The organism is Brevundimonas aurantiaca (genome assembly GCF_014199955.1).
In the GTDB taxonomy this organism is placed as follows: domain Bacteria; phylum Pseudomonadota; class Alphaproteobacteria; order Caulobacterales; family Caulobacteraceae; genus Brevundimonas; species Brevundimonas aurantiaca.
The window spans coordinates 1-22,414 of sequence record NZ_JACHOQ010000003.1; the positions used below are offsets into that span (position 1 = coordinate 1).

A 22,414-nucleotide genomic window follows, 5' to 3' on the forward strand; every position below is an offset into this window, starting at 1 on the left:
ATCTGCTCTTCCGTGAACCTCGATCGCTTCATTCTGTCCGTCCTTCGTTGGGCGGACTCTAGCTATTCCTGGAGGAGTTTCAGGGGGTCACGTCACCGCCTCTCTTATCCTCAGACATAAATCTATGTCATTAAATCCAACTGCGAGGAGAGGATCAAAACCGCCCACCGTCTTAAATATGTCGGCGCGCACCATCATACAGGCACCGGTAACAGCCGAAAAATCACGCACGGAAACCAAGCCGCTTATATACCCTGGGTTCCTTCCCTCACCAAGGTTCGAGGGCGCATTCTTGTACACGTGCTCTGCAGGCCCACCCACATTCAGCACAACGCCGCCGTGCTGAACGGATCCATCAGAATAGAGGAGAAGCGCTCCTACAGCCCCAACATCCTCACGAAGGCAAAGCCCCTGCATGTGCTCAATCCAACCAGCTTCGATCGCTTCGACGTCATTATTGGCAAACAAGTAGAGATCATAACCACTCCCCGCCTCTTCGACTGCCCTGTTATTCATTGCAGAAAAATTGAACGGTCCGGAATACCTTATTACTTTTACACGATTCGGAAGTTGAGACATGTAATCCAAAGTCGACTGATCGTTCGAATCATGATCGACGATCAATACGTCAGATTCTGTCGTTAGCAACAAAGAATCTACGCAGGGCTTCAGCAGGTCAACGCGATTCTTTGTCGGAATTATGATCAGAGATTTGGCGCAAGAAGGAAAATCATGGCGGAATGTATTGAACGTTAGTCCATTCGACACTTCAGCCCTACTATTTGTTCGGGCATGATGTCGCTCTAAAGAACGTCGCGTTGCGTCCATTACGGCGTCGATTTTCTCATGACCAGCACTGCCATCGTGCGTCCTCCACCGATAAAGCGGAACAGGAATGTGCGACACGGATTTCGAATTTTCCAAGATGCGCAGGACAAAATCAACGTCCATAGAGATGTTCATTTTTAGATCATACCCGCCCACCTTCTTAGCTAATGATCTTTTTACAGAAACAAAGTGAACAAAATATGGATGCGATATGTAATAATCGTAGGAAAAACTGGGGCGAGCTACAACTTGAGATATAACATCTATGTCCTCACCACATATGACTTCGTCAGTATATATAATATCGTGACCTGACAGTGATTCTTTCAGAACCCTATACACAGCCTCCGGCTCTAGGGCATCATCATGGTCGAGAAAGGCGACATATTTTCCTCGCGCATGTCGAATGCCATCATTCACAGCCGCAGACACACCGCCATTCTTCTCTCTTCTTATCACCTTAATCCTGGAATCGACAGCAGAAAACTCAGTCAACACTTGTTGCACCAGAGGTTCTGTGGAGGCATCATCTACACACAGCAGCTCCCACCTGCTACAGAACTGTGAAATTACGCTGTTTATTGCCCGTCTGAGCCAATCAACGGGCGTATTGTAGACGGGCATTACAATGGACAATAAACTTCCAGCTGTTTCACGATCCATTGAATCGCAAAGCTCTTCTAGCTCATGGCTGGCCAAGCCGTCCCACCGCTTGAGCCATATGGCTACATGATCGTCTGCAGAAGGCTGGTACGGCGAGTTTACCAAGGTCCGTTTGCTGCGCGCCAACCTAGCCACCACCGCGCCGGCCTCCGCTCGGTAGTCAGAGCTGAGCGCGATCCTAAACCCAGCATGAGTGTTGCTAAAGCCGGCGGCCACCACGTCTGGCCGCGGCAACGATGTCCTGCCCTCCCCGACAACCAAGCCGTTTTGGAGAAATTCCAACTCGGCCGGACCTTCGGGCCCATCGGGGTCCACACACCAGCCGAAAATCGAATTCGCGACGAGACCGTCGATGCACCCGACGATATCCGGCGCATCTCGGACTGACGCGCCGTGCTCACCCATTCTAAGAAGCTCCCGCCCAGCTTCCGAATTGCCGTCAAGCTCGAAGCTCCGACGGAAGAAAGCCGCAGCTCGTTCATTGTGGCCGGAAAATTTTGCGAGATAAGCGCGCCTCAGCCAAGCATTGGACGAGCGCGGCTTGAGCTTGCAGCCTCTTTCATAGGCTGCCTCCGCCTCGTCGTAGCGGCCGGTGTCCTTCAGCGCATTTCCCAAGCGCACCCAACTGTGACCATCATGAGGGCGCACAGCGAGATGCCTGCGAAGCGCATCTATAGCTTCCAGAGGACGCCCCGCCCTCAAAGCAGCCACCCCCTCGTCACGATGAACGGTATTGTTGGACTTCCTGAGCCTCTCCAGTGCCTTGGCCCACCCGCCAGCGATTTTGTAACTCAACACCTGTCTACGGGTCCCTGTCATTGCTCATCCCTTTTAGATGCCTTGCGGCATGAGACAACTGCTGCAGATACGGTTGAACGGAAATCCCGCGCTCGTTAATATGCCTTCTCGGGAGCCACTCAATGTTCAACGCGTTTCGATCGCTTTCTGCAGCACAGCAGAAAATATGGAAAGATCAGGGTTATCTGCATCTCAAGAAGGCCATAAGCCCGACGGAGATGGCGGCCGTAAGAAAGGCTGTTGATTGGCAGTGGGCGAACCCCATGGGCAACCCACACCAAGTAGATGTCATCACTGGACCGCACGCGGGTCGCTGCTTTTCGATGAATGAGGCCCCGCCGTCAGTGAGATCCGAAGCCTACAAGCTGAACAATCTATTCCTTTACAGCGAACAAATCCGCAATGTTGCGCTGTCAAGGAGACTTAAGCCTGTCCTAGCTGAGCTGCTCAATGGCGAACCCATGATATGCAACTCTCTCAATTTCGAACGGGGCAGCCAACAGGATGCACACATAGACAGCTGGTACATGCCCCCTCCGAAAGACGAAGGCATGGTGGCGGCAAGCATCACCTTAGATCCAGTTGACGACCAAAATGGCCCGATCTTCTTCTACCCGGGAAGCCATCAAATTCCACCATACCGTTTTTCGGATGGACGACTGAACGCGATCGAAGCAGAGATGGCAGCCTGCCACGATTACATTCGAGGAGAAATCGAAAAGCGAAATCTCGAAGTTACGCTTTACAAGGGGCAGCCGGGAGATGTTCTAATCTGGCACGGTCAACTAATCCACGGCGGATCGCCGATCAAAGACTTCGCCCGAACCCGTAATAGCTTGGTCGTTCATTACTGGCGAGCTGAGGACGTTTCACAGAGCGCCTTGTTTCGTGGTAAAGGAGGCAGCGCTTACCTCGGTCACACTTTGCGTGGCGAGCTAACGCCGCTGTCGATCAAATAGAAAACTAGCCCTGAGCCGCGAAATTTAACGAGCTGCCCATGCAATAAATTTGCCGGATGGGCACTCATCAATAAGGATGCAATCCCGATTGCCGCCGAGCCCTTGACGATATTTCAGGCTGAATCGCGACCTATAGTTTAATTCTAAGTATGCTTTTTGATCACCCGCGCGTCACTCCACCGTGACGGACTTGGCCAGATTGCGGGGCTGATCGACGTCCGTGCCTTTCTGAACGGCCGTGTAGTAGGCCAGAAGCTGCATCGGCACGGCGTAAACCAAGGGCGCGATCAGGGGGTGGCAGTCCGGGGCGTGGATACGGCGAATGCCGGCGCCGTGCGGGTCGGGGGCGTTTTCCGGGGCGATCATGATTACGGGGCCGCCGCGCGCGGCGACTTCCTGCAGGTTTGAGGCGGTCTTTTCGAACACATCGTCCAGGGGGGCCAGGGCGATGGTCGGGGTTTCCTCGTCGATCAGGGCGATCGGGCCGTGCTTCAGCTCGCCGGCGGCGTAACCCTCAGCGTGGATATAGCTGATCTCCTTCAGCTTCAGAGCGCCCTCCATGGCCAGGGGGAACATGGCGCCCCGGCCCAGGAACAGGATGTCGTCGGCCTTGGCCAGATCCTGGACCACGGAGCGGATGCTGGCGTCCATGCGCAGGGCTTCGGCGATCAGGCGAGGGCTTTCGAACAGGGCCTTGACCAGTTCCGCCTCCTGGGCCGCGTCGATCCGACCACGCGCCACGCCGGCCGCGACGGCCAGGGCCAGCAGGGCCGCGACCTGGGCGGTGAAGGCCTTGGTCGAGGCGACGCCGATCTCCGGCCCGGCATGGGTGGGCCACAGCACCTCGGCCTCACGCGCCATGGAGGAGGAGTGGACGTTGACCACCGCGGCCGTCTTCAGTCCCTGGGCCTTGCACCAGGTCAGGCTGGCCAGGGTGTCGGCGGTCTCCCCCGACTGGCTGACGGCGACGGCCAAGGTCTTGGGCGACACCGCCGGCGAGCGGTAGCGGAACTCGGAGGCGATCTCGACGTCGCAGGGCAGGCCCGCCAGCCTTTCAAAGGCATAGCGACCGATCTGGCCGGCGTAGAAGGCGGTGCCGCAGGCCACGATCTGAATCCGCTCGACGGCGGCGAAGTCGATGGCGTTCGTCTTGGCCTTTCCGGTCACCAGATCGAGGTATTCCGACAGGGTGTGCTGGACGCTGTCGGGCTGTTCATGGATTTCCTTCTCCATGAAGTGGCGGTATTCGCCCTTCTCGACCATGGCCGAGGAGGCCGAGACCTGGACGACGGCGCGTTCGACCGGCTTGCCGGCGACGTCGAACATCTGGGCGCCGGTTCGGGTGACGGCGACATAGTCGCCCTCTTCCAGGTAGGAGATCTTCTGGGTGAAGGGCCCCACGGCCAGGGCGTCAGAGCCCAGATACATTTCATCCTCGCCCCAGCCGACGACCAGGGGGCTGCCGCGGCGGGCGCCCAGGATCAGATCGTCCTCGCCGTCGATCAGCACCGCGAGGGCGTAGGCGCCGGTCAGACGGTCCAGAGTGATCTTGAACGCCTCCAGGGGGCTACGACCAGTGTTGAGCTCGGCGTCCAGCAGGTGGGCGATGACCTCGGTGTCGGTCTGGCTTTCGAAGACATGGCCCTCTGCGGCCAGTTCCGCCTTCAGCTCGGCGAAGTTCTCGATGATGCCGTTGTGGACCAGGGTGACGCGGCCGGCCTTGTGCGGGTGGGCGTTGGCGGTGGTGGGCGCGCCGTGGGTGGCCCAGCGGGTGTGGCCGATGCCGACCGTGGCCTTCAGCGGCGCTTCGGCCAGGACGGCTTCCAGATTGCGGATCTTGCCCTGGGCGCGCCGGCGCTCGACCGCGCCGTCCACAACGGCGGCGACTCCGGCGGAGTCATAGCCTCGGTATTCCAGCCGTTTCAGGCTGTCGATCAGCCGGGGAACGACGGGTCCATTGCCGGTGACGCCGATGATGCCGCACATGCGCTGGGAACTCCGAAGAGGAAGGAAACAGAAGGGCGCCGCTTTGCACTGGCGGCGATCCGGGGCTAAGCCACGCATCGAGCCCCACCGGCCGTCTAGGCAATCTTAAGGCGGACTGCATCAAAAATGGGGTTTCGGAACGTTACCCGAAACGAAGGACGACGCCTTGGGCGACAGGAAATATTTCGGCACCGACGGCATTCGCGGGCGCGCCAACACCTATCCGATGACGGCCGAGGTCGCGCTGCGCGTGGGGCTGGCCGCCGGGAAACTGTTCCGCACCGGCGACGACCGTCGCCATCTGGTGGTGATCGGCAAGGACACGCGCCTGTCGGGTTATACGATCGAGCCGGCCCTGGTCGCCGGTTTCGCCTCAGTGGGCATGGACGTGCGCACCTTCGGCCCGGTGCCGACGCCGGGGGTGGCCATGCTGACCCGGTCGATGCGCGCCGACCTGGGGGTGATGATCTCAGCCTCGCACAATGACTATGCCGATAACGGGATCAAGCTGTTCGGGCCGGACGGCTACAAGCTGTCGGACGAGATCGAGCTGAAGATCGAAGCCCTGATGGACGACGGTCTGGACCAGGGGCTGGCGCCGTCGAACAAGCTGGGTCGGGTCAAGCGGATCGACGACGCCCAGGCCCGTTACATCGAGATCGCCAAACAGGCCTTCCCCAAGCGGCTGAGCCTGCAGGGGCTGCGGATCGCCGTCGATTGCGCCAACGGCGCCGGCTACAAGGTCGCGCCCACCACCCTGTTCGAACTGGGGGCCGAGGTCTTCCCCGTGGGGGTGGCCCCGAACGGGACCAATATCAACGCCGAATGCGGCTCCACCCACCCGCAAACCCTGGTCGAGGCGGTCAAACGCTACCGCGCCGACATCGGCATCGCCCTGGACGGGGACGCCGACCGGGTCATCATCTGCGACGAGAAGGGCCAGGTGGTGGACGGCGACCAGATCATGGCCCTGGTCGGCCTGGACTGGGCCCGGCGCGGCCGGCTGGCGGGCGGCGGGGTGGTCGCCACCGTCATGTCGAACCTGGGGCTGGAGCGCAAACTGAAGTCGCAAGGCCTGACGCTGGAGCGGACCAAGGTCGGCGACCGCTATGTGATGGAGCGGATGCGCGAGGGTGGTTTCAACATCGGCGGCGAACAGTCGGGGCACATCATCCTGCACGACCACGCCACCACCGGCGACGGCCTGATGGCGGCGCTGCAGGTGCTGGCGGTCCTGGTCGAGTCCGGCAAGCCGATGAGCGAACTGGCCCGCCAGTTCGACCCGGTGCCGCAGAAGCTGGAGAATGTCCGCTTCACCGCCGCGAAACCGCTTGAGAACGAAAAGGTCAAGGCGGCCATCGCCGAGGCCGAGGCGGCGCTGAACGGCTCGGGGCGGCTGCTGGTGCGGCCCTCGGGCACGGAGAAGCTGATCCGGGTCATGGCGGAAGGCGACGATGCGGCCCTGGTCAAACGGGTGGTGTCGGAGGTTTCGGCGGCGGTGAAGGCGGCGGGGTGACTTTCAAGACCCTCTCCCGCTTGCGGGGGAGGAGGCCCGGCGTTCGCGAAGCGAACCAGGGTCGGAGGGGGAAGTCTTCTTTCTTTAAGAGGCGGAACTTCCCCCATCGTCAGCCGTCTCGCTGCTCTCTACGAGCTGACACTTCCCCCGCAAGCGGGGGAAGGTGGTCTGCGCCTGTCCGCGATTTCACTTGCGGGTCGAGACGACCGGCGCTCCATTGGGGTCAGACATACTCGCTGGGGCCTTCCATGATCGACCGTCGCCGCCTTCTTCTGTCCGCCGCTGCGGGCGCGGGTCTCGCCGCCGCCCACGGCCAGGCGTTTGCGCTGAACGCCCCGGCCGGCGACGCCGCCCAGTCCAAGGCCGCCCTGGCCGCCTTCATGGACCAGGCGTTCGAAAAGACCCTGGACCTCAGTCCCGAAACCGTGACCGCCTTCGGCCTGGACGCCGGCGCGCGCGCGGCCGCCAAGTCGCAGTTGACCGTTCCGACTGCCGAGAACGAGGAGAAGTTCCGCGCCTTCACCAGAGCCCAGCGGACCGCGCTCGGCGCTCTGGATCGGTCGTCCATGGACGCCCAGGACGGCATCTCTTACGACACCATCGCCGACAATCTGGACGGGGTGATCGCCACCTTCGCCATCCCCTACGGCCAGGGCGGATGGCCCAACCCCTACCGCGTCAGCCAGCAGGGCGGGGCCTATCAGTCGACGCCGGACTTCCTGGCCAACCAGCATACGATCCAGACGGCCGAGGACGCCGACGCCTATGTGGCCCGCGTCGCCGCCTTCGCCGACGTCCTGACCGCCGAGACCGAACGTCTGCGCGAGGACTACGCCCTGGGCGTGATCCCGCCGGACTTCATCCTGGCCAAGGCCATCGCCCAGCAGGACGGGATTCTGGCCACCGCCGCCGCCGCCTCGCCCATGGTCGCCTCGGTCGTGGACCGCACGCGGGCCAAGGGCCTGTCGGGGGACTGGGGCGCCCAGGTCGAGGCCCTGCTGACCCAAAAGGTCTATCCCGCCCTGTCGGCCCAGAACGCCCTGCTGAAGGCCGCCCTGCCGCGCGCCGGGCACGAGGCCTCGGTCCGCCGCCTGCCGCAGGGCCAGCAGTATTACGCCAACAGCCTGCGCTTCATCACCACCACCCGGCTGACGGCGGACGAGATTCATCGCACCGGCCGCGCCCAGATGGCCGAGCTGACCGCCCGCGCGGACACCCTGCTGAAGGCCCAGGGGCTGACCCAGGGCGCCGTGGCGGAACGGATCCGCGCGCTCGGCCAGGACCCGAAATACGTCTATCCGAACACCGACGCCGGAAAGGCCGAGCTGATCGAGAAGCTGAACGCCCAGATGGCCGACATGCAGGCCCGTCTGCCCGGCGCCTTCGGCCGCCTGCCCAAGGCTTCGGTCCAGATCAAGCGCGTCCCGCCTGCGGTCGAGGCTGGCGCGCCCATGGGCTACTACAACTCGCCGAGTCTGGATGGGTCGCGGCCGGGCATCTACTGGATCAATCTGAAGGACACGGCGGAATGGCCGTCCTGGACCCTGCCGACCCTTACCTATCACGAGGCCGCGCCGGGCCACCATCTGCAGATCAGTCTGCAGCAGGAGAGCGAGGCGGCGCCCAAATATATGAACCTGCTGGGCTTCTCCAGCTATGTGGAAGGCTGGGGTCTGTACGCCGAACAGCTGGCCGACGAACTGGGCGCCTATGAGAACGATCCGGTGGGCCAGATCGGCTATATCCAGTCGCTGATGTTCCGCTCCGCCCGTCTGGTGGTGGACACCGGCATCCATTCCAAGGGCTGGAGCCGCGAACAGGGCATCCAGTACATGATGGAGTCCTACGGCGATCAGGAAGGGGCCGCCGTGTCCGAGGTCGAGCGCTATTGCGGCTGGCCGGGCCAGGCCTGCGCCTACAAGGTCGGCCATAACGAATGGGTGCGGTTGCGCGAAAAGGCCAGGACCAGCCTCGGCGCCAAGTTCGACCTGAAGGGCTTCCACGACACGGCCTTGGCCGCCGGGGGCGTGCCCCTGTCGGTGCTGGAGCGGATCGTGGACGGCTGGATCGCCACCCAAGCCTAGTGTTGGGCCCTAACCGTCGGAGACGGTCTGTCCGTCGAGCCGACGCAGGCGGTTGTGGATGTCGGTGGCGGCGACGGCCGCCTCCGCCGTGGCCACGGCGATCTGGTTGAGGCCGCGCACCACGTCGCCGGCGGCGTAGAGGCCGGGCACGCTGGCGGCCTGATGCAGATCGACTTCCAGCCGGCCGTCGGCGGCCAGCCGGGCGCCGAGCCCCCTCGCCAGATCGGCGTTGGGCGACGCGCCCAAGGCGGAGTAGACGAGGTCGAAGGCGCGGCTCTGGCCGCCATAGCTCAGGGCCGTCACCCGGTCGTTTTCGATGTCGATCGAGTCCAACGGCGCCAGGATCAGTTCGACGCCGAGCCGTTCCAGCTCGTCAGGACGGCTGAGCGCGTGAGGCGGCCCGATGTGGATCAGTGTCACCCGATCGGAATAGGTGCGCATGAAGGCGGCTTCACGGGCGCCCTTGTCGCTTTGGCCGATGATCGCGACGGCCTTGCCGACGGCCTCATAGCCGTCGCAGATCGGACAGATGCGGACCAGCGCCCTGCGCACCGCCGCTTCGACGCCCGGCAAGTCAGGATGATGATCGACGACTCCCGTCGCCAGAAGAACGGCGCGGGCGCGAACAGATCGGCCATCCCTCTCTGCGATGAAACGCTCGCCGTCGTGGGTCAGGCGATCGATAAGACCCGGCGTGATGACGGCGCCGTATTCTTCAGCCTGTTCGCGCATCCGCTTCAGAATACCCGCGCCAGTGACGCCCGCCGGAAAGCCCGGCATATTGTGGCTGAGCGGAATCCAGCTGGCGCGAGGCGCGCCGCCGTCCGCCACCAGGGTGCGCCGACGAAACCGGCCCAGATAGGTCGCCGCCGTCAGGCCGGCCGGACCGGCGCCGATGATCAGAACCTCCGGGTCGTTCACCGCGTGCGCCAGGCGACGGGCCACAGATCGGATGGCACGCCGGCGCATTCGCCCATGACGCTTTCCTGCGTCAGTGTGAAGCCCTGCCCGGTCCAGGCCCAGGTCTGGGCCGCGCCGCAGTCGCCGATGCCGCGCCCCTTGGCGAAGGCCGACAGGGTGCGGGTCTTCGGATCATAGGCGCCGTTGACGGTCGCATTGTCGGGCATGACCGGATCGGAGCCTGGGCCTTCCGTTCCGGCGAGGATCGCAGGACGAGGATCGCGGCCGCCCGGCCCCGTCAGATACCAGTTGTGAGTTACGTTATAGGCGCCTGCGCCGCAGGGCACGCCCCACAGCTCGGTCCGCGCGTCAAGTCGGGCGGACATGACCATGTCGCTGACGGCGGGCATGGCGGACGCTTTCAGGCAGTTTCCGACCTCGGTGCGGGCGCGCAGCGCGGCGGGCACGCGCTGGTTCTGATCACCGAACCCCGACTGGTCCACGGCCGGAGCGGGGGTGACGGTCGGCAGCGGCGGCGCGACCGGAACGAGGGCGGCCGGACGGGAGCCGCGTCGGATCAGGGCGGTGGGCGTGTCCAGACGGCCCTGTTTCTCGTCGATCCACAACAGGGCGGCTGCGGCGCCGTGCAGCGAGACTTCCTGGGTGGAAGCCCCGCGAATGGTCATGACCTTTCCCTGGGCAAGGGCGTCAAGGGCGCCGCGGACCCCAGTGCGGATTTCGCCGATGGGCGCGTCGGCGTTGCTCGCCTCGCTGAGCGCGGCCGGATAAGCGCGGCCGTCGATGGTCAAGCCGAGGGGGTTGGCGCCCTTGGCGTCGCCGTCGGGCCAGTAGCCAAACAGGATTTGCGGCTGGGCGTCCGGTCCGGGCGCCAGGGCGATACGGACCCAGCCGGCGGCGAACTCGGGCGCGAAGCCGAAGGCCCAGCAGGTTCCGTCATTGCCGCAGGTGGCGCGCCAGTCGCGGAAGGTCTTGGTCTCGGGGCGAATTTGCAGCACCGGCGCGGCGACGGCGGGCGCCGCCGTACTGGCGGCCTTAGGCGCAGCAGGGGTCTCGGCCGCATCCTTATCGCCGCATCCGGCAATGGCGAGCGCAGCCAGAACAACCGCGGACAGGGGGACGCCGCGCGACAGTGCGTTCAGCTTCATGCCTTCTTCAACTCCGACGGCCTGTGCGCCGCGCGTGCGCCGGTCTTGGCGCTTTCGACGATATACTCCGGATTGTCCTCGGAGGCCGCAACCTTGTGGCCCTTGATCCTGGTTTCGGAGGTCACCTTCTTGACCACCTTGCCGGTCGTCACGCCCTGGCTGTGGTCCCATTTCACCTTGTCGCCGGCCTTGAATGTCTTGTCCGACATGGTTTCGCTTCCTGCTGCATCGTTTCCTGCTCAGCGATCAGCCTGCGCATCAGTTCCGCATCGACCACCGGCGGCGCCTCGCAGAAGGTGATGATCCACTGATCCACCAGTCGGCGCTCTTCCTCCGTCATCCTGACGTCCGTGTCTGTTGCTGAGCCAAAGAGAAGCCCGGGCGCGCCAAAGGGTTCAGGCGGGATCTGCGTTATTCCGCGCGCCGACGATGGGCGGCGGGGTTTGCGCGGGCGCTTGGCCTCGCTATACCGCCGCCACGACATTCCCTTCCCCACAGTCACAGGCGGACCGCACGCATGGCCAAGATCAAGGTCGAAAACCCCATCGTCGACATCGACGGCGACGAAATGACCCGCATCATCTGGCAGATGATCAAGGACAAGCTGGTCTTCCCGTTCCTGGATCTCGAGCTGGACTATTACGACCTGGGCATGGAGAACCGCGACGCCACCGACGATCAGGTGACGATCGACGCGGCCCACGCCATCCAGAAGCACGGCGTCGGCGTGAAGTGCGCCACCATCACCCCGGACGAGGCCCGGGTGAAGGAGTTCGGCCTGAAGAAGATGTGGAAGTCGCCGAACGGCACCATCCGCAACATCCTGGGCGGCGTGGTCTTCCGCGAGCCGATCATCTGCTCGAACGTGCCGCGCCTAGTGCCGGGCTGGACCCAGCCGATCGTCGTCGGCCGTCACGCCTTCGGCGACCAGTACAAGGCCACCGACTTCCTGATGCCGGGCGCCGGCACCCTGTCGATCAAGTTCGTCGGCGACGACGGCCAGGTGATCGAGCATGAGGTGTTCAAGTCGCCGGGCGCCGGCGTCGCCATGGGCATGTACAACTTGGACGACTCGATCCGCGACTTCGCCCACGCCTCCTTCGCCTACGGCCTGGCGCGCAACTATCCGGTCTATCTGTCGACCAAGAACACGATCCTGAAAGCCTATGACGGCCGCTTCAAGGACATTTTCCAGGAGGTGTTCGACGCCGAATACGCCGAGGAGTTCAAGAAGCGCGGCCTGACCTATGAGCACCGCCTGATCGACGACATGGTCGCGGCCGCGATCAAATGGTCGGGCGGCTTCGTCTGGGCGTGCAAGAACTACGACGGGGACGTTCAGTCGGACGTCGTGGCCCAGGGCTTCGGCTCTCTGGGTCTGATGACCTCGGTCCTGATGACGCCGGACGGCAAGGTGCTGGAGACGGAAGCCGCCCACGGCACCGTGACCCGCCACTATCGCCAGCACCAGAAGGGCGAGGCCACCTCGACCAACTCGATCGCCTCGATCTTCGCCTGGACCCGCGGCTTCAAACACCGCGCCAAGCTGGACGGCAACGAGGCCCTGGGCGTCTTCGCCGACACCCTGGAGAAGGTGGTCGTCGAGACCGTGGAGTCGGGCGACATGACCAAGGACCTGGCCCTGCTGGTCGGCGATCAACAGGGCTGGCTGACCACCGAGGGCTTCCTCGACAAGGTCGCCGAAAACCTGAAGGCCGCCCTGCCGGACGTCGGCTGAGCCCGTCCTCAAGCCGTCAGCGCGGCAGGACAGCGAGCATCCTCAAGCCGCGCAAAGCGCGGCAGGACAACAGCCGTCCTCAAGCAGAGCGAAGCGCGGTAGGACACCAAGAGAGAGAGAGAGACAGCCCCGCCGGATCCGTCCGGCGGGGCTTTTCGTTGCGTCCTCCGGTGGGCCGTGCATGATCGGGCCCAGGGTGGGGGAAGCGACGTGAAACGGTTGTTCGGCAATCTGGTGGTTCTGGCGCTCGTGACGGCGGTCGCGGCCTTTTTTGCGGCGCCGGCGGTGGGCTTTTTCGCCATCCGGTCGGCGGCGGAGGCGGGCGACGTCCAGGGCCTGACCCGGCTGATCGACTTCCAGGCCGTTCGCCAGTCGTTGCGGCCGCAGCTGAGCGGCGGGGTTCAGGCGCCGGCGCCCTCCTTCCTGGAAGACCCGATCGGGGCGGTAAGGCGCCAGATGGAACGGAACCCGGTGCTGAACGCGCCAGACGTGGACGCCTATCTGACCCCGGCGGCCATCTCGGCCCTGACGCGGGGCGAGGGGCGCTACGCCAGCCAGTGGTCCGGAGCGGTTGCGCACCCGGCGGAGGCGAACACACCCAAGCCCTGGCCTCGGCCGGTGTTCTGGAGCGTGAACCGGGCGCGGATGGCGGTTCAGGACCAGGGCGGATCGCGCACCGTCTTCACCTTCGAACGGCGGGGGCCGTTCGAATGGGTGCTGGTCCAGATCGGTCTGCCCGACGGGGCGGCGCCCGCCGCGCCCAGGCCGGCCGAGCCCTCGTCGAAACCCTAGACGCAACATCCCGCCCGTCTCGACGTTTCGACTGAAGGAGCACCCATGAAGAAGATCGCCATTGGTCTGGTCGCGGCCGTTCTGGGACTGGCCCTGGTCGCCTGTTTCATCTCGCCCTTCGTGGCGGCCCAAAGGCTGATCCGGGCTGCGCGGATGGGGGATGTGGCCGGCCTGGAGCAGACGGTGGACTTCCCGGCCTTCAGGGCCAGTCTGAAGGCCGAGCTGAACGCCCGGGCGGCGATGGAGATTCGCGACCGGACCGGCGAGAACCGGGCCCTGGCCGCCCTGGGCATGATGCTGGCCCCGTCCCTGGTCGAGGGCGCCGTGGACGGCCTGGTCACGCCGGAGGGCGTAGCCGCCATGGTCCGGTCGGGCGACAAGCCCCGGCCCGAGAAACCGGTCCCGTCGGCCGACACGCCGGCGACGCCGAAGGAGCGGATTCACCAATCCTGGGCCTATCGCGGCGTCAACCGGTTCGCCGTCACCCTGACCCGCGACGACCGACCCGACGACCCCCTGGTGCTGATCATGGAGCGGCGGGGGCCGTTGAGCTGGAAACTGGCGGGGGTGGATCTGACGCCGGACCCGATGGGCTAGGCGCGGCGATCGCTCGCGCGGAGCAAGACGGCTGACGATGGGGGAAGTCTCATTTCCTGAGAACTTCCCTCTCCGTCGCTGGATCGCTTCGCGATCGACGCAACACCTCTCCCGCAGGCGGGAGAGGGTCGGGGTGTGCTCAACCCTTCAGCGCCTCGCGGACGGCGGCCAGGCCCTCTTCGGCCTTGGAGCCGTCGGGAGCGCCGCCTTGGGCGAAGTCGGGCTTGCCGCCGGCGCCTTGTCCGCCCATGGCGATCACGGCGGCGCGGGCCAGGTCGGCGGCGTTGACGCGGTCGGTCAAATCAGAGGTGACGGCGACGGTGACGGCGGCCTTGCCCTCAGTGACGCCGATCAAGGCGACGACGCCGGTTCCGACCTGTTTGCGGAAGTCCTCGGCCACGCCGCGCAGACCCTTGCCGTCCACTCCGTCCAGGACGCGGGCCATCAGCTTGATCCCGCCGATCTCTTCCGGCGCGGAGGACGCACCCGAGCCGCCGCCCAGGGCCAGCTGCTTCTTCAGCTCGGCGACCTGTTTCTCCAGCGCCTTGACCGAGCCTTGCAGGGCCTCGACCCGAGGGAGCACGTCGGGGGTCTGGATCTTGAAGTCGCGGGCCAGCTTGCGGGTCACGCCGGCCTGGGCTTCCAGATAGAGGCGGGCCGCCTCGCCGGTCAGGGCCTCGATACGGCGGACGCCGGCGGCGACGCCGGTCTCCTGAACGATCTTGAACAGGCCGATGTCGCCGGTGCGGGCGACGTGGGTGCCGCCGCACAGTTCGACTGAGTAGGGAGCATTGTCGCTGGTCAGCGACCGGCCCAGCGTCAGCACCCGGACTTCGTCGCCGTATTTTTCGCCGAACAGGGCGATGGCGCCGGCGGCGATGGCGTCGGCGGGGGCCATCAGCTTCGTCTCCGCCGGGACGTTCTGGCGGATGACGGCGTTGACCTCGGCCTCGATGGCGGCCAGCTCGTCCTCGGTCACGGGGGCGCCGTGGCTGAAGTCGAAGCGGGCGCGCTCGGAATCGACCAGCTGGCCCTTCTGGGCCACGGCCGCGCCCAGCACATTCTTCAGGGCCGTGTGCAGCAGGTGGGCGGCCGAGTGGTTGGCGCGGGTGGTCATACGCTTGTCGGCGTCCACCTGTTGGGCGACGCGAGCGCCCATCTCCAGCCGGCCGGCCGTGATCTGGACCGACAGGACGTGCAGGTCGCCGGCGTGCTTCTTGACGTCCAGCACCTCGGCCTCCCCGCCCGGCCATTCCAGCGTGCCCTGGTCGCCGGTCTGACCCCCGCTTTCGGCGTAGAAGGGGGTCGTGTCGAACAAGACCTCGACGATCTCGCCCGCCTCGGCCGCCTCGACCGGCGCGCCGCCGTTCATGAGGGCCAGGACTTCGCCCGAGCCGTCGATGGAGTCATAGCCGGTGAAGACGGTCGGCCCCATGCGGTCGCGCACGGCCAGCCATTCGCCGGCGTTGGCCGACTGGCCCGAGCCCTTCCAGTTCTCGCGCGAGCGCTGGCGCTGTTCGGCCATGGCGGCCTCGAACCCGTCGACATTGACCGAAAAGCCGCGACGACGCGCCTCGTCCTGGGTCAGGTCCAGCGGGAAGCCGTAGGTGTCGGACAGGGTGAAGGCGGTCTGGCCGTCCAGCATGTCGCCCGGCTTGAAGCCCTGAACCGCCGTGTCGAACAGGGCCATGCCCCGGCCGAGGGTGGTGCGGAACCGCACCTCTTCCTGTTTCAGCGTGTCCTCGATGAAGGCCTGGGCGCGGGCCAGTTCAGGATAGGCGTCGCCCATCTGATCGACCAAGGTGGGGACCAGACGGTGCATCAGCGGGTCGGCCGCGCCCAGCAGATGGGCGTGGCGCATGGCGCGGCGCATGATCCGGCGCAGCACATAGCCCCGGCCTTCGTTCGACGGGGTCACGCCGTCGGCGATCAGGAAGGAGGAGGAGCGCAGGTGGTCGGCGATGACCCGGTGGCTGGCGGCCTGGTCGCCGGCGGCCTTGGTCGAGGTGGCCTCTTCCGAGGCGGCGATCAGGGTCTTGAACAGGTCGGTCTCGAACACCGAATGCACGCCCTGGAGCACGGTGGTCATCCGCTCCAGACCCATGCCGGTGTCGACGCTGGGCTTGGGAAGGTTGCGAACGATCTGGTCGTTCTCCTTCTCGAACTGCATGAAGACGTTGTTCCAGATCTCCACGAAGCGGTCGCCGTCCTCGTCCGGCGAGCCGGGAGGGCCGCCGGCGATCTTATCGCCGTGGTCCCAGAAGATCTCGGTGCAGGGGCCGCAGGGGCCTGAGTCGCCCATGGCCCAGAAATTGTCCGAGCCGGCGATGCGGATGATCTTGTCGTCGGAGAAGCCGGTGACCTTCTTCCAGATGGCGGCGGCCTCGTCGTCATCGATATAGACGGTGACCAGCAGGCGCTTGGGATCCAGATCGAAGTCCTGGGTCACCAGTTTCCACGCCCGGTCAATGGCGTGTTCCTTGAAATAGTCGCCGAAGGAGAAGTTACCCAGCATCTCGAAGAAGGTCAGGTGGCGGGCGGTGTAGCCGACATTGTCCAGGTCATTGTGCTTGCCCCCGGCGCGGACGCATTTCTGCGAACTGGTGGCGCGCGGATAGGGCGGCTTGGACGCGCCGGTGAAATAGTCCTTGAACGGCACCATGCCGGCGTTGACGAACAGCAGGGACGGATCGTTCTGCGGCACCAGCGGCGCCGAGTGAACCTTCTCGTGACCGTCGGCCGCGAAGAAGTTCAGATAGGTGGCGCGGATCTCGTTCAGGCTGGGCATTTGGGCGTGTCTTCGGCTCGGCGGTCGCTAAGGAACCGGCGTCATATAGGGTTTTGTCGGGGAACGCATCATCCGCGCGCTGTGTGGCGGCTCCGAAAGGGATGCTTCGGCGGCAATATACAGATTGAACTAGAGGTTGATCTGTACGCATATTTAGCGTGCGCAATTTCGCGCCTCTGGAGAGGACTGAAATGAAACGCGTTCAAAACCTCGCAATCGCCATCGCTGCCGTCGGGGCGACCACGGTGGCGTTCGGCCCCGCCGAAGCCTTGGTTCGGGAATCCTGGGATCCCAGCCTCGTAGCCTATTCCTATGTCTACTATGCTGACGCAGCAAAGACGGAAGTGCTTGGCTACGCTTGGGATACGTGCGGCGAAGGCGGCGGCAACGTGTATGTGCTTAAGCCCTATATTCCGACGCCCTATTACGATGAGACACCTGCCTTTGTGTGCTCTGGCATGGGCCCGTATCTGCCGCCCGACTGGCCTTACTGATCGGCAAGGGGCGGTTCGGTGAACCGCCCCTGTTTCATGCGCCTCACCCCCGCGGCGGCGGGCCGAACTTTCCGGACTGGTAGTCCTGAATGGCCTGGATGATTTCTTCGCGGGTGGTCATGACGAAGGGGCCGTGGCTGAAGACCGGCTCCTTGATCGGTTCGGCGTGGCCCAGCAGGACGACAGCGTCTGTCTCCGCCGTGACCTCGACCCTATCGCCGTCGCCCAGGCCGGCCAGGTTCCATTCGGGCACGGGGGTTCCGGCGACGGAGACCTGGCCCTTGATCGCATAGAAGAAGACAGTGCGGCCGGGGGCGACCGGGACTTCGAACCGGGCGCCGGCGGGCAGGCGGACGACGGCCAGATGGATGTCGATCAGGGACTGGATCGGCGCCTTGACGCCCAGCCATTCGCCGGAGACCGGCTCGACCGTGACCCCGCCCTCGGTGGTGAAGGTCGGAATGTCGGCGGCCTGAAGCCCCACATAGTCGGGCTTGGTCATCTTCAGCCGGGACGGCAGGTTCACCCACAGCTGCAGGATCTCCATCGGTCCGCCGTCGCGTTTGAAGTCGGCTGGCGAAAGTTCAGCGTGGATCAGGCCCGAGCCGGCGGTCATCCACTGGATCCCGCCCGCCTTGATGATGCTTTCGCCGCCGCCGGAGTCGTTGTGGGCCAGTTCGCCGTCCAGGATGAAGGTGACGGTCTCGAACCCCCGATGCGGGTGCGGGCCGAACGGCAGGCCGGCGTTGTTCGGCGGATAGGTCTGGGGCCCGTGATGGTTCAGGAACAGGAAGGGATCGACCTGATCCAGGTCCGGACCAGGCACCGGCCGACGCGTGGTCAGGTCGCCGATGTCATCCCGGTGGGCCGGATGCAGCCGAAGGACGGGGCGGGGCGTGGTCTCGGTCATGGGGTCCATATAGGGGCAGGCGCGGCTTTGGCGAGCTTGGCGGCGCGCAGCGATCCAAAACCCAGGGCGCCGCGTAAAACCTGCATCTCAGGCGGAGCGTGGATCGATCATGCCTTGAATATCGCGATTTCGACACGCATCGGCCTGAGCGACGCTAGAATCCGCTAAGTGATCAACGGTCCGTTGACACCGTCCCTCTAGGGTCACAAAAGCCTTCGCAACCGCACACGGCGATTGAATTCATTCGCTTTTGAGAAGCATTCGCATGACTCAGCCCAAGCCGAACCCGGGGGTTGCATCGGGCGACCGAACCGGTCGTTTCGTCATCCAGCCCAACCGCCATCTGACCCCGCTCTCGCCCCATATGGGAATCTGGCGCTGGCACGTGACCATGGCCGCCTCGATCCTGTTCCGCGCGACCCTGATCGCCGGCACCGTCGGCCTGGTCTTCGTCGTCGCCTGGCTGGGCGCCCTGGCCTTCGGGCCGGAGACTTATGAGACGGCTTTGGCCCTGGCGGGCTCGCCGCTGGGCCTGTTCGTCGGCTTCGGCCTGACGGTGGTCCTGTTCTCCTTCATCCTGAACGGCGCCCGCCACACGATCAACGACACGGGCAACGGCCTGACCATCAAGTCGGCGACTGCGCTGTCGAACATCGCGGTCTGGGCGCCCGTTCCCCTGGCGATCCTGTTCTGGGTCGTCCTGTTCGCTGCCGGGAGGGTCTCGCTGTGAGCGGCGCCGCCAAGTTCAAGAACAAGGTCAAGATTTCCGAGCGCCACGGCGGCGGCGAATGGCTGACCGAGCGGGTGCTGCTGACGGCGCTGCTGCCGCTGGGCGTCTGGGTCGCCTCGACCGGCTTCACCCTGGCGGGCGCCTCTTATGACGCCGTCATGACCTGGTTCGCCAGGCCGCTGAACGCCGGCCTGATGGCGGTCACGGCTGTGCTGCTGTTCGGCTACCTCAGCCTGGCCTGGAAGGTCATCCTTGAGGACTATGTGCCCCAGGTCGGCGCCCGCAAGGCCCTGACGGGCCTGCTGAACCTGGTCCTTCTCGTGCTGGCGGCCGCCAGCGTCTTCTTCATCGTGCGGCTGGCGCTGGGTTCTGCGCCCCTGCCCGCCGGTTTCGGAGCCTGATCCCCAGATGGCCGCTTACGAACTGATCGATCACGAATATGACGTCGTCGTCGTCGGCGCCGGGGGCTCCGGCCTTCGCGCCGCGCTTGGCGCCGCCCAGCAGGGGCTGAAGGTCGCCTGCGTCACCAAGGTCTTCCCGACACGCTCCCACACCGTCGCCGCCCAGGGCGGCATCTCCGCCTCGCTCGGCAATATGGGCGAGGACAGCTGGCAGTGGCACATGTACGACACCGTCAAGGGGTCGGACTGGCTGGGCGACCAGGACTCGATCGAATATCTGGTCAGGAACGCGCCCAAGGCCGTCTATGAGCTGGAACACTGGGGCGTGCCCTTCTCGCGGACCGAGGAAGGCAAGATCTATCAGCGCGCCTTCGGCGGCATGACCCGCAACTTCGGCGAGGGCCCGGTGCAGCGCACCTGCGCTGCCGCCGACCGCACCGGCCACGCCATCCTGCACACCCTTTACGGCCAGTCGGTGCGCCGCGAGGTGAAGTTCTTCATCGAATATTTCGCGCTGGACCTGATCATGCAGGACGGCGCCTGCACCGGCGTTACGGCGCTTCAGCTGGACAATGGGCAGCTTCACCAGTTCCGGGCCAAGATGGTGGTTCTGGCGACCGGCGGCTACGGCCGGGCCTATTTCTCGGCCACCTCCGCCCACACCTGCACCGGCGACGGCAACGCCATGGTGCTGCGCGCCGGCCTGCCGCTGCAGGACATGGAGTTCGTCCAGTTCCACCCGACCGGCATCTACGGCGCCGGCTGCCTGATCACCGAGGGCGCCCGCGGCGAGGGCGGTTATCTGACCAATTCGGAAGGCGAGCGCTTCATGGAGCGCTATGCGCCGACCGTGAAGGACCTGGCCCCCCGCGACATGGTCAGCCGCTCCATGACCATCGAGATTCGCGAAGGCCGCGGCGTGGGCCCGAACAAGGACCACATCTTCCTGCACCTGGACCACCTGGATCCGAAGATCCTGCATCAGCGCCTGCCGGGCATTTCCGAAAGCGCCAAGATCTTCGCCGGCGTGGACGTGACCAAGGCGCCGATCCCGGTCCTGCCGACGGTCCATTACAATATGGGCGGCATCCCCACGAACTATCACGGCGAGGTGCTGACCCTTCGTGATGGAAACCCCGACAGCGTCGTGCCCGGCCTGATGGCCGTGGGCGAGGCGGCCTGCGTCTCGGTGCACGGCGCCAACCGCCTGGGCTCCAACTCCCTGACCGACCTGGTGGTGTTCGGCCGCGCCGTCGGCCTGCGCTGCGGCGAGGTGGTTGACAAGGCCTCGGCCGTGCCGTCCGCCTCCAAGGCCCAGACCGACGCCCACCTGGCCCGGCTGGACCGCTTCCGCAACGCTGACGGCTCCACCCCGACGGCTGAGCTGCGCCTGGCGATGCAGAAGGCGATGCAGGCCGATGCGGCGGTGTTCCGCACCGGCGACACCCTGCAACAGGGCACGGACAAGCTGCGGGCCATCGACGCGGCCGGCGCGGACATCAAGACCTCGGACCGCGGCCTGATCTGGAACACGGACCTGATGGAGACGCTGGAGTACGACAATCTGATCGCCCAGGCCGTCGTCACCATCGAGAGCGCCCTGAACCGCACGGAATCGCGCGGCGCCCACGCCCGCGAGGACTATCCGGACCGGGACGATGCGAACTGGATGAAACACACCCTGGCGTGGAAGCGCCCGGGCGAACAGGTCCAGATCGACTACCGCCCCGTGCACAATTACACGATGTCCGACGACATCGCGTACATCGAGCCCAAGGCTCGGGTTTACTGAGGTCGAACGCAGATGGTTCAACTCTCCCTCCCCCGCGGCTCCAAGCCCACGAAGGGCAAGGTCCACAAGGCCCCGGCCGGCGCCAAGAACGTCAAGACCTACAAGGTCTACCGCTACGACCCCGAGGTCGACGCCGACCCGCGCTGGGACGTCTATGAGGTCTCGTCCGACGATCACGGGCCGATGCTGCTGGACGCCCTGATCCACATCAAGAACACAATCGACCCGACCCTGTCGTTCCGGCGCTCGTGCCGCGAAGGCATCTGCGGCTCCTGCTCGATGAACATCGACGGGCGCAACGCCCTGGCCTGCACCAAGGGCTGGGACGAGTGCGCCTCGCACAACATCACCATCTCCCCCCTGCCGCACCAGCCGGTGGTCAAGGATCTGGTGACGGACCTGAGCCTGTTCTACGCCCAGTACGACTCCATCCAGCCCTATCTCCAGTCGGACGAGCCCGACCCGGAGAAGGAACGGCTCCAGACCCCGGCCGAGCGCGAGAAGCTGGACGGCCTGTACGAGTGCATCCTGTGCGCCTGCTGCTCCACCTCCTGCCCCAGCTACTGGTGGAACCAGGAGGAATATCTGGGCCCGGCGGCCCTGCTGCAATCCTATCGCTGGATCGCCGACAGCCGCGACGACGCCACCCAGAAACGTCTGGACGACCTGGAAGACCCGTTCAAACTGTACCGCTGCCACACCATCATGAACTGCGCCCAGGTCTGCCCCAAGGGGCTGAACCCGGCCAAGGCCATCGCCGAAACCAAGAAGCTGATGGTCGCCCCCGGCCGCAAGAAACAGGCGGCCTGATCCAGACGGCTTGGCCGCCGACGCCGCCGCCTCCATGACCGCCGGGAGCCTGCTGTTCGCCTATGGCACGCTGCAGGACCCGGCGGTCCAGACGGCCGTCTTCGGCCGCGACCTGGGGCCCGGCGCCCCGGACCGACTGAGCGGTTTCCGCCTGTCGCACATCCCCGTCGACGACCTCCAGGTCACGGCCGAGACCGGCCTGACCCATTATCCGATCCTGATCCCGACGCCGGACGCCGCCCCGCCCGTCCCCGGCCGCCTCTACCCCCTGACCCCCGCCGACCTGACCGCCGCCGACGCCTATGAGGGCGAGGCCTATCGCCGGGTGCGCGTGACGACGGAGGCGGGCGTGGGGGCGTGGGTGTATGTGGCGGCGGAGGGGTGAGGGGCGGATCGGTGTTTGCTCAACACTAAGTCGGCGTAGCGAGTTCGCTGCACCTGACCGATCTCCCGCTGACCTCA

Annotated in this window: 19 protein-coding genes; 12 read left to right on the top strand and 7 right to left on the bottom strand. The window is 65.1% G+C overall.

Translation table 11 applies throughout. The features are described 5' to 3' along the window. Window positions 1-87: 87 nt before the first annotated feature. Window positions 88-2,286, bottom strand: a complete 2,199-nt coding sequence (locus tag GGQ93_RS07490; protein ID WP_183216119.1) for a glycosyltransferase — start codon at window positions 2,284-2,286, stop codon at window positions 88-90. Window positions 2,287-2,411: 125 nt separating this feature from the next. Here GGQ93_RS07490 and GGQ93_RS07495 point away from each other — a divergent pair, with 125 nt between their 5' ends. Beyond that, on the top strand, window positions 2,412-3,248 hold the full coding sequence (locus GGQ93_RS07495; RefSeq protein ID WP_182713351.1) for a phytanoyl-CoA dioxygenase family protein: 837 nt from the start codon (window positions 2,412-2,414) through the stop codon (window positions 3,246-3,248). 171 nt (window positions 3,249-3,419) lie between these two features. On the opposite strand, the gene glmS is transcribed toward GGQ93_RS07495, so the two are convergent. Continuing rightward, window positions 3,420-5,234 (bottom strand): glutamine--fructose-6-phosphate transaminase (isomerizing), encoded by a 1,815-nt coding sequence (gene glmS / locus GGQ93_RS07500; protein ID WP_183216121.1) that lies wholly within the window; start codon window positions 5,232-5,234, stop codon window positions 3,420-3,422. A gap of 166 nt (window positions 5,235-5,400) precedes the next feature. Between glmS and glmM the strand changes: the two genes are divergently transcribed. Next, window positions 5,401-6,750: a phosphoglucosamine mutase gene (glmM, locus tag GGQ93_RS07505; protein WP_183216123.1), complete on the top strand. Its 1,350-nt coding sequence runs from the start codon at window positions 5,401-5,403 to the stop codon at window positions 6,748-6,750. A gap of 248 nt (window positions 6,751-6,998) precedes the next feature. After that, entirely contained in the window at window positions 6,999-8,834 is a 1,836-nt protein-coding gene (locus GGQ93_RS07510) for a DUF885 domain-containing protein (protein WP_183216126.1), read from the top strand. Between the two features lie 9 nt (window positions 8,835-8,843). Here GGQ93_RS07510 and GGQ93_RS07515 read toward each other — a convergent pair whose 3' ends face one another. The 3 genes from GGQ93_RS07515 to GGQ93_RS07525 are packed head-to-tail and all read right to left on the bottom strand — an operon-like array spanning window position 8,844 to window position 11,109. After that, on the bottom strand, window positions 8,844-9,803 hold the full coding sequence (locus GGQ93_RS07515; RefSeq protein WP_183216128.1) for an NAD(P)/FAD-dependent oxidoreductase: 960 nt from the start codon (window positions 9,801-9,803) through the stop codon (window positions 8,844-8,846). After that, complete coding sequence (locus GGQ93_RS07520; protein WP_183216130.1) at window positions 9,752-10,900, bottom strand: DUF1176 domain-containing protein; 1,149 nt, start codon at window positions 10,898-10,900, stop codon at window positions 9,752-9,754. The genes GGQ93_RS07515 and GGQ93_RS07520 overlap by 52 nt, the downstream gene beginning before the upstream one ends. Next, window positions 10,897-11,109 carry a hypervirulence associated TUDOR domain-containing protein gene (locus GGQ93_RS07525; protein WP_183216132.1) on the bottom strand — a complete coding sequence of 71 codons (213 nt, stop codon included), beginning with the start codon at window positions 11,107-11,109 and terminating at the stop codon, window positions 10,897-10,899. The genes GGQ93_RS07520 and GGQ93_RS07525 overlap by 4 nt, the downstream gene beginning before the upstream one ends. Before the next feature lie 308 nt (window positions 11,110-11,417). On the opposite strand from GGQ93_RS07525, the gene GGQ93_RS07530 reads away from it, so the two are divergent. The 3 genes from GGQ93_RS07530 (at window position 11,418) to GGQ93_RS07540 (ending at window position 14,027) form a co-directional block, all read left to right on the top strand. Beyond that, a complete protein-coding gene (locus GGQ93_RS07530; protein ID WP_183216134.1) occupies window positions 11,418-12,638 on the top strand; it encodes an NADP-dependent isocitrate dehydrogenase in 1,221 nt (406 codons plus the stop codon). 210 nt (window positions 12,639-12,848) lie between these two features. Further along, on the top strand, window positions 12,849-13,430 hold the full coding sequence (locus tag GGQ93_RS07535) for a DUF2939 domain-containing protein (protein WP_183216136.1): 582 nt from the start codon (window positions 12,849-12,851) through the stop codon (window positions 13,428-13,430). A 45-nt stretch (window positions 13,431-13,475) separates the two neighbouring features. Then, window positions 13,476-14,027, top strand: a complete 552-nt coding sequence (locus GGQ93_RS07540; RefSeq protein ID WP_183216138.1) for a DUF2939 domain-containing protein — start codon at window positions 13,476-13,478, stop codon at window positions 14,025-14,027. 139 nt (window positions 14,028-14,166) lie between these two features. Here the strand turns inward: GGQ93_RS07540 and alaS are convergent, their stop codons facing one another. Then, window positions 14,167-16,815: an alanine--tRNA ligase gene (gene alaS / locus GGQ93_RS07545; RefSeq protein ID WP_183216141.1), complete on the bottom strand. Its 2,649-nt coding sequence runs from the start codon at window positions 16,813-16,815 to the stop codon at window positions 14,167-14,169. 191 nt (window positions 16,816-17,006) lie between these two features. On the opposite strand from alaS, the gene GGQ93_RS07550 reads away from it, so the two are divergent. Continuing rightward, window positions 17,007-17,309, top strand: coding sequence for a hypothetical protein (locus GGQ93_RS07550; protein WP_152949374.1), 303 nt, complete (start codon window positions 17,007-17,009; stop codon window positions 17,307-17,309). Window positions 17,310-17,352: 43 nt separating this feature from the next. On the opposite strand, the gene GGQ93_RS07555 is transcribed toward GGQ93_RS07550, so the two are convergent. Beyond that, entirely contained in the window at window positions 17,353-18,219 is an 867-nt protein-coding gene (locus tag GGQ93_RS07555) for a pirin family protein (protein ID WP_183216143.1), read from the bottom strand. A gap of 265 nt (window positions 18,220-18,484) precedes the next feature. Here GGQ93_RS07555 and sdhC point away from each other — a divergent pair, with 265 nt between their 5' ends. From sdhC to GGQ93_RS07580, 5 genes are read left to right on the top strand one after another with little or no spacing between them, the layout of a single operon-like run. After that, window positions 18,485-18,949 (top strand): succinate dehydrogenase, cytochrome b556 subunit, encoded by a 465-nt coding sequence (sdhC, locus tag GGQ93_RS07560; RefSeq protein WP_183216145.1) that lies wholly within the window; start codon window positions 18,485-18,487, stop codon window positions 18,947-18,949. Continuing rightward, window positions 18,946-19,350: a succinate dehydrogenase, hydrophobic membrane anchor protein gene (sdhD, locus tag GGQ93_RS07565; protein ID WP_183216146.1), complete on the top strand. Its 405-nt coding sequence runs from the start codon at window positions 18,946-18,948 to the stop codon at window positions 19,348-19,350. Before sdhC ends, sdhD begins: the two co-directional genes overlap by 4 nt. Window positions 19,351-19,357: 7 nt before the next feature. Then, the gene (sdhA, locus tag GGQ93_RS07570; protein WP_183216148.1) at window positions 19,358-21,142 is read left to right on the top strand and encodes a succinate dehydrogenase flavoprotein subunit; all 1,785 of its coding nucleotides are present in this window, start codon (window positions 19,358-19,360) and stop codon (window positions 21,140-21,142) included. Window positions 21,143-21,154: 12 nt separating this feature from the next. After that, window positions 21,155-21,952, top strand: coding sequence for a succinate dehydrogenase iron-sulfur subunit (locus GGQ93_RS07575; protein WP_054764563.1), 798 nt, complete (start codon window positions 21,155-21,157; stop codon window positions 21,950-21,952). Between the two features lie 10 nt (window positions 21,953-21,962). After that, entirely contained in the window at window positions 21,963-22,337 is a 375-nt protein-coding gene (locus GGQ93_RS07580; protein ID WP_183216151.1) for a gamma-glutamylcyclotransferase family protein, read from the top strand. The last annotated feature ends 77 nt before the right edge of the window (window positions 22,338-22,414 follow it).

Bases quoted from the DNA above. Each gene is read 5' to 3' on its own strand.
- sdhA (WP_183216148.1), top strand. From the start codon at position 19,358: ATGGCCGCTTACGAACTGATCGATCACGAATATGACGTCGTCGTCGTC.
- GGQ93_RS07525 (WP_183216132.1), bottom strand. From the start codon at position 11,109: ATGTCGGACAAGACATTCAAGGCCGGCGACAAGGTGAAATGGGACCAC.
- GGQ93_RS07515 (WP_183216128.1), bottom strand. From the start codon at position 9,803: ATGCGCCGGCGTGCCATCCGATCTGTGGCCCGTCGCCTGGCGCACGCG.
- GGQ93_RS07495 (WP_182713351.1), top strand. From the start codon at position 2,412: ATGTTCAACGCGTTTCGATCGCTTTCTGCAGCACAGCAGAAAATATGG.
- GGQ93_RS07575 (WP_054764563.1), top strand. From the start codon at position 21,155: ATGGTTCAACTCTCCCTCCCCCGCGGCTCCAAGCCCACGAAGGGCAAG.
- glmS (WP_183216121.1), bottom strand. From the start codon at position 5,234: ATGTGCGGCATCATCGGCGTCACCGGCAATGGACCCGTCGTTCCCCGG.
- GGQ93_RS07520 (WP_183216130.1), bottom strand. From the start codon at position 10,900: ATGAAGCTGAACGCACTGTCGCGCGGCGTCCCCCTGTCCGCGGTTGTT.
- GGQ93_RS07530 (WP_183216134.1), top strand. From the start codon at position 11,418: ATGGCCAAGATCAAGGTCGAAAACCCCATCGTCGACATCGACGGCGAC.
- sdhC (WP_183216145.1), top strand. From the start codon at position 18,485: ATGACTCAGCCCAAGCCGAACCCGGGGGTTGCATCGGGCGACCGAACC.
- GGQ93_RS07550 (WP_152949374.1), top strand. From the start codon at position 17,007: ATGAAACGCGTTCAAAACCTCGCAATCGCCATCGCTGCCGTCGGGGCG.
- GGQ93_RS07540 (WP_183216138.1), top strand. From the start codon at position 13,476: ATGAAGAAGATCGCCATTGGTCTGGTCGCGGCCGTTCTGGGACTGGCC.
- alaS (WP_183216141.1), bottom strand. From the start codon at position 16,815: ATGCCCAGCCTGAACGAGATCCGCGCCACCTATCTGAACTTCTTCGCG.
- GGQ93_RS07510 (WP_183216126.1), top strand. From the start codon at position 6,999: ATGATCGACCGTCGCCGCCTTCTTCTGTCCGCCGCTGCGGGCGCGGGT.
- GGQ93_RS07555 (WP_183216143.1), bottom strand. From the start codon at position 18,219: ATGACCGAGACCACGCCCCGCCCCGTCCTTCGGCTGCATCCGGCCCAC.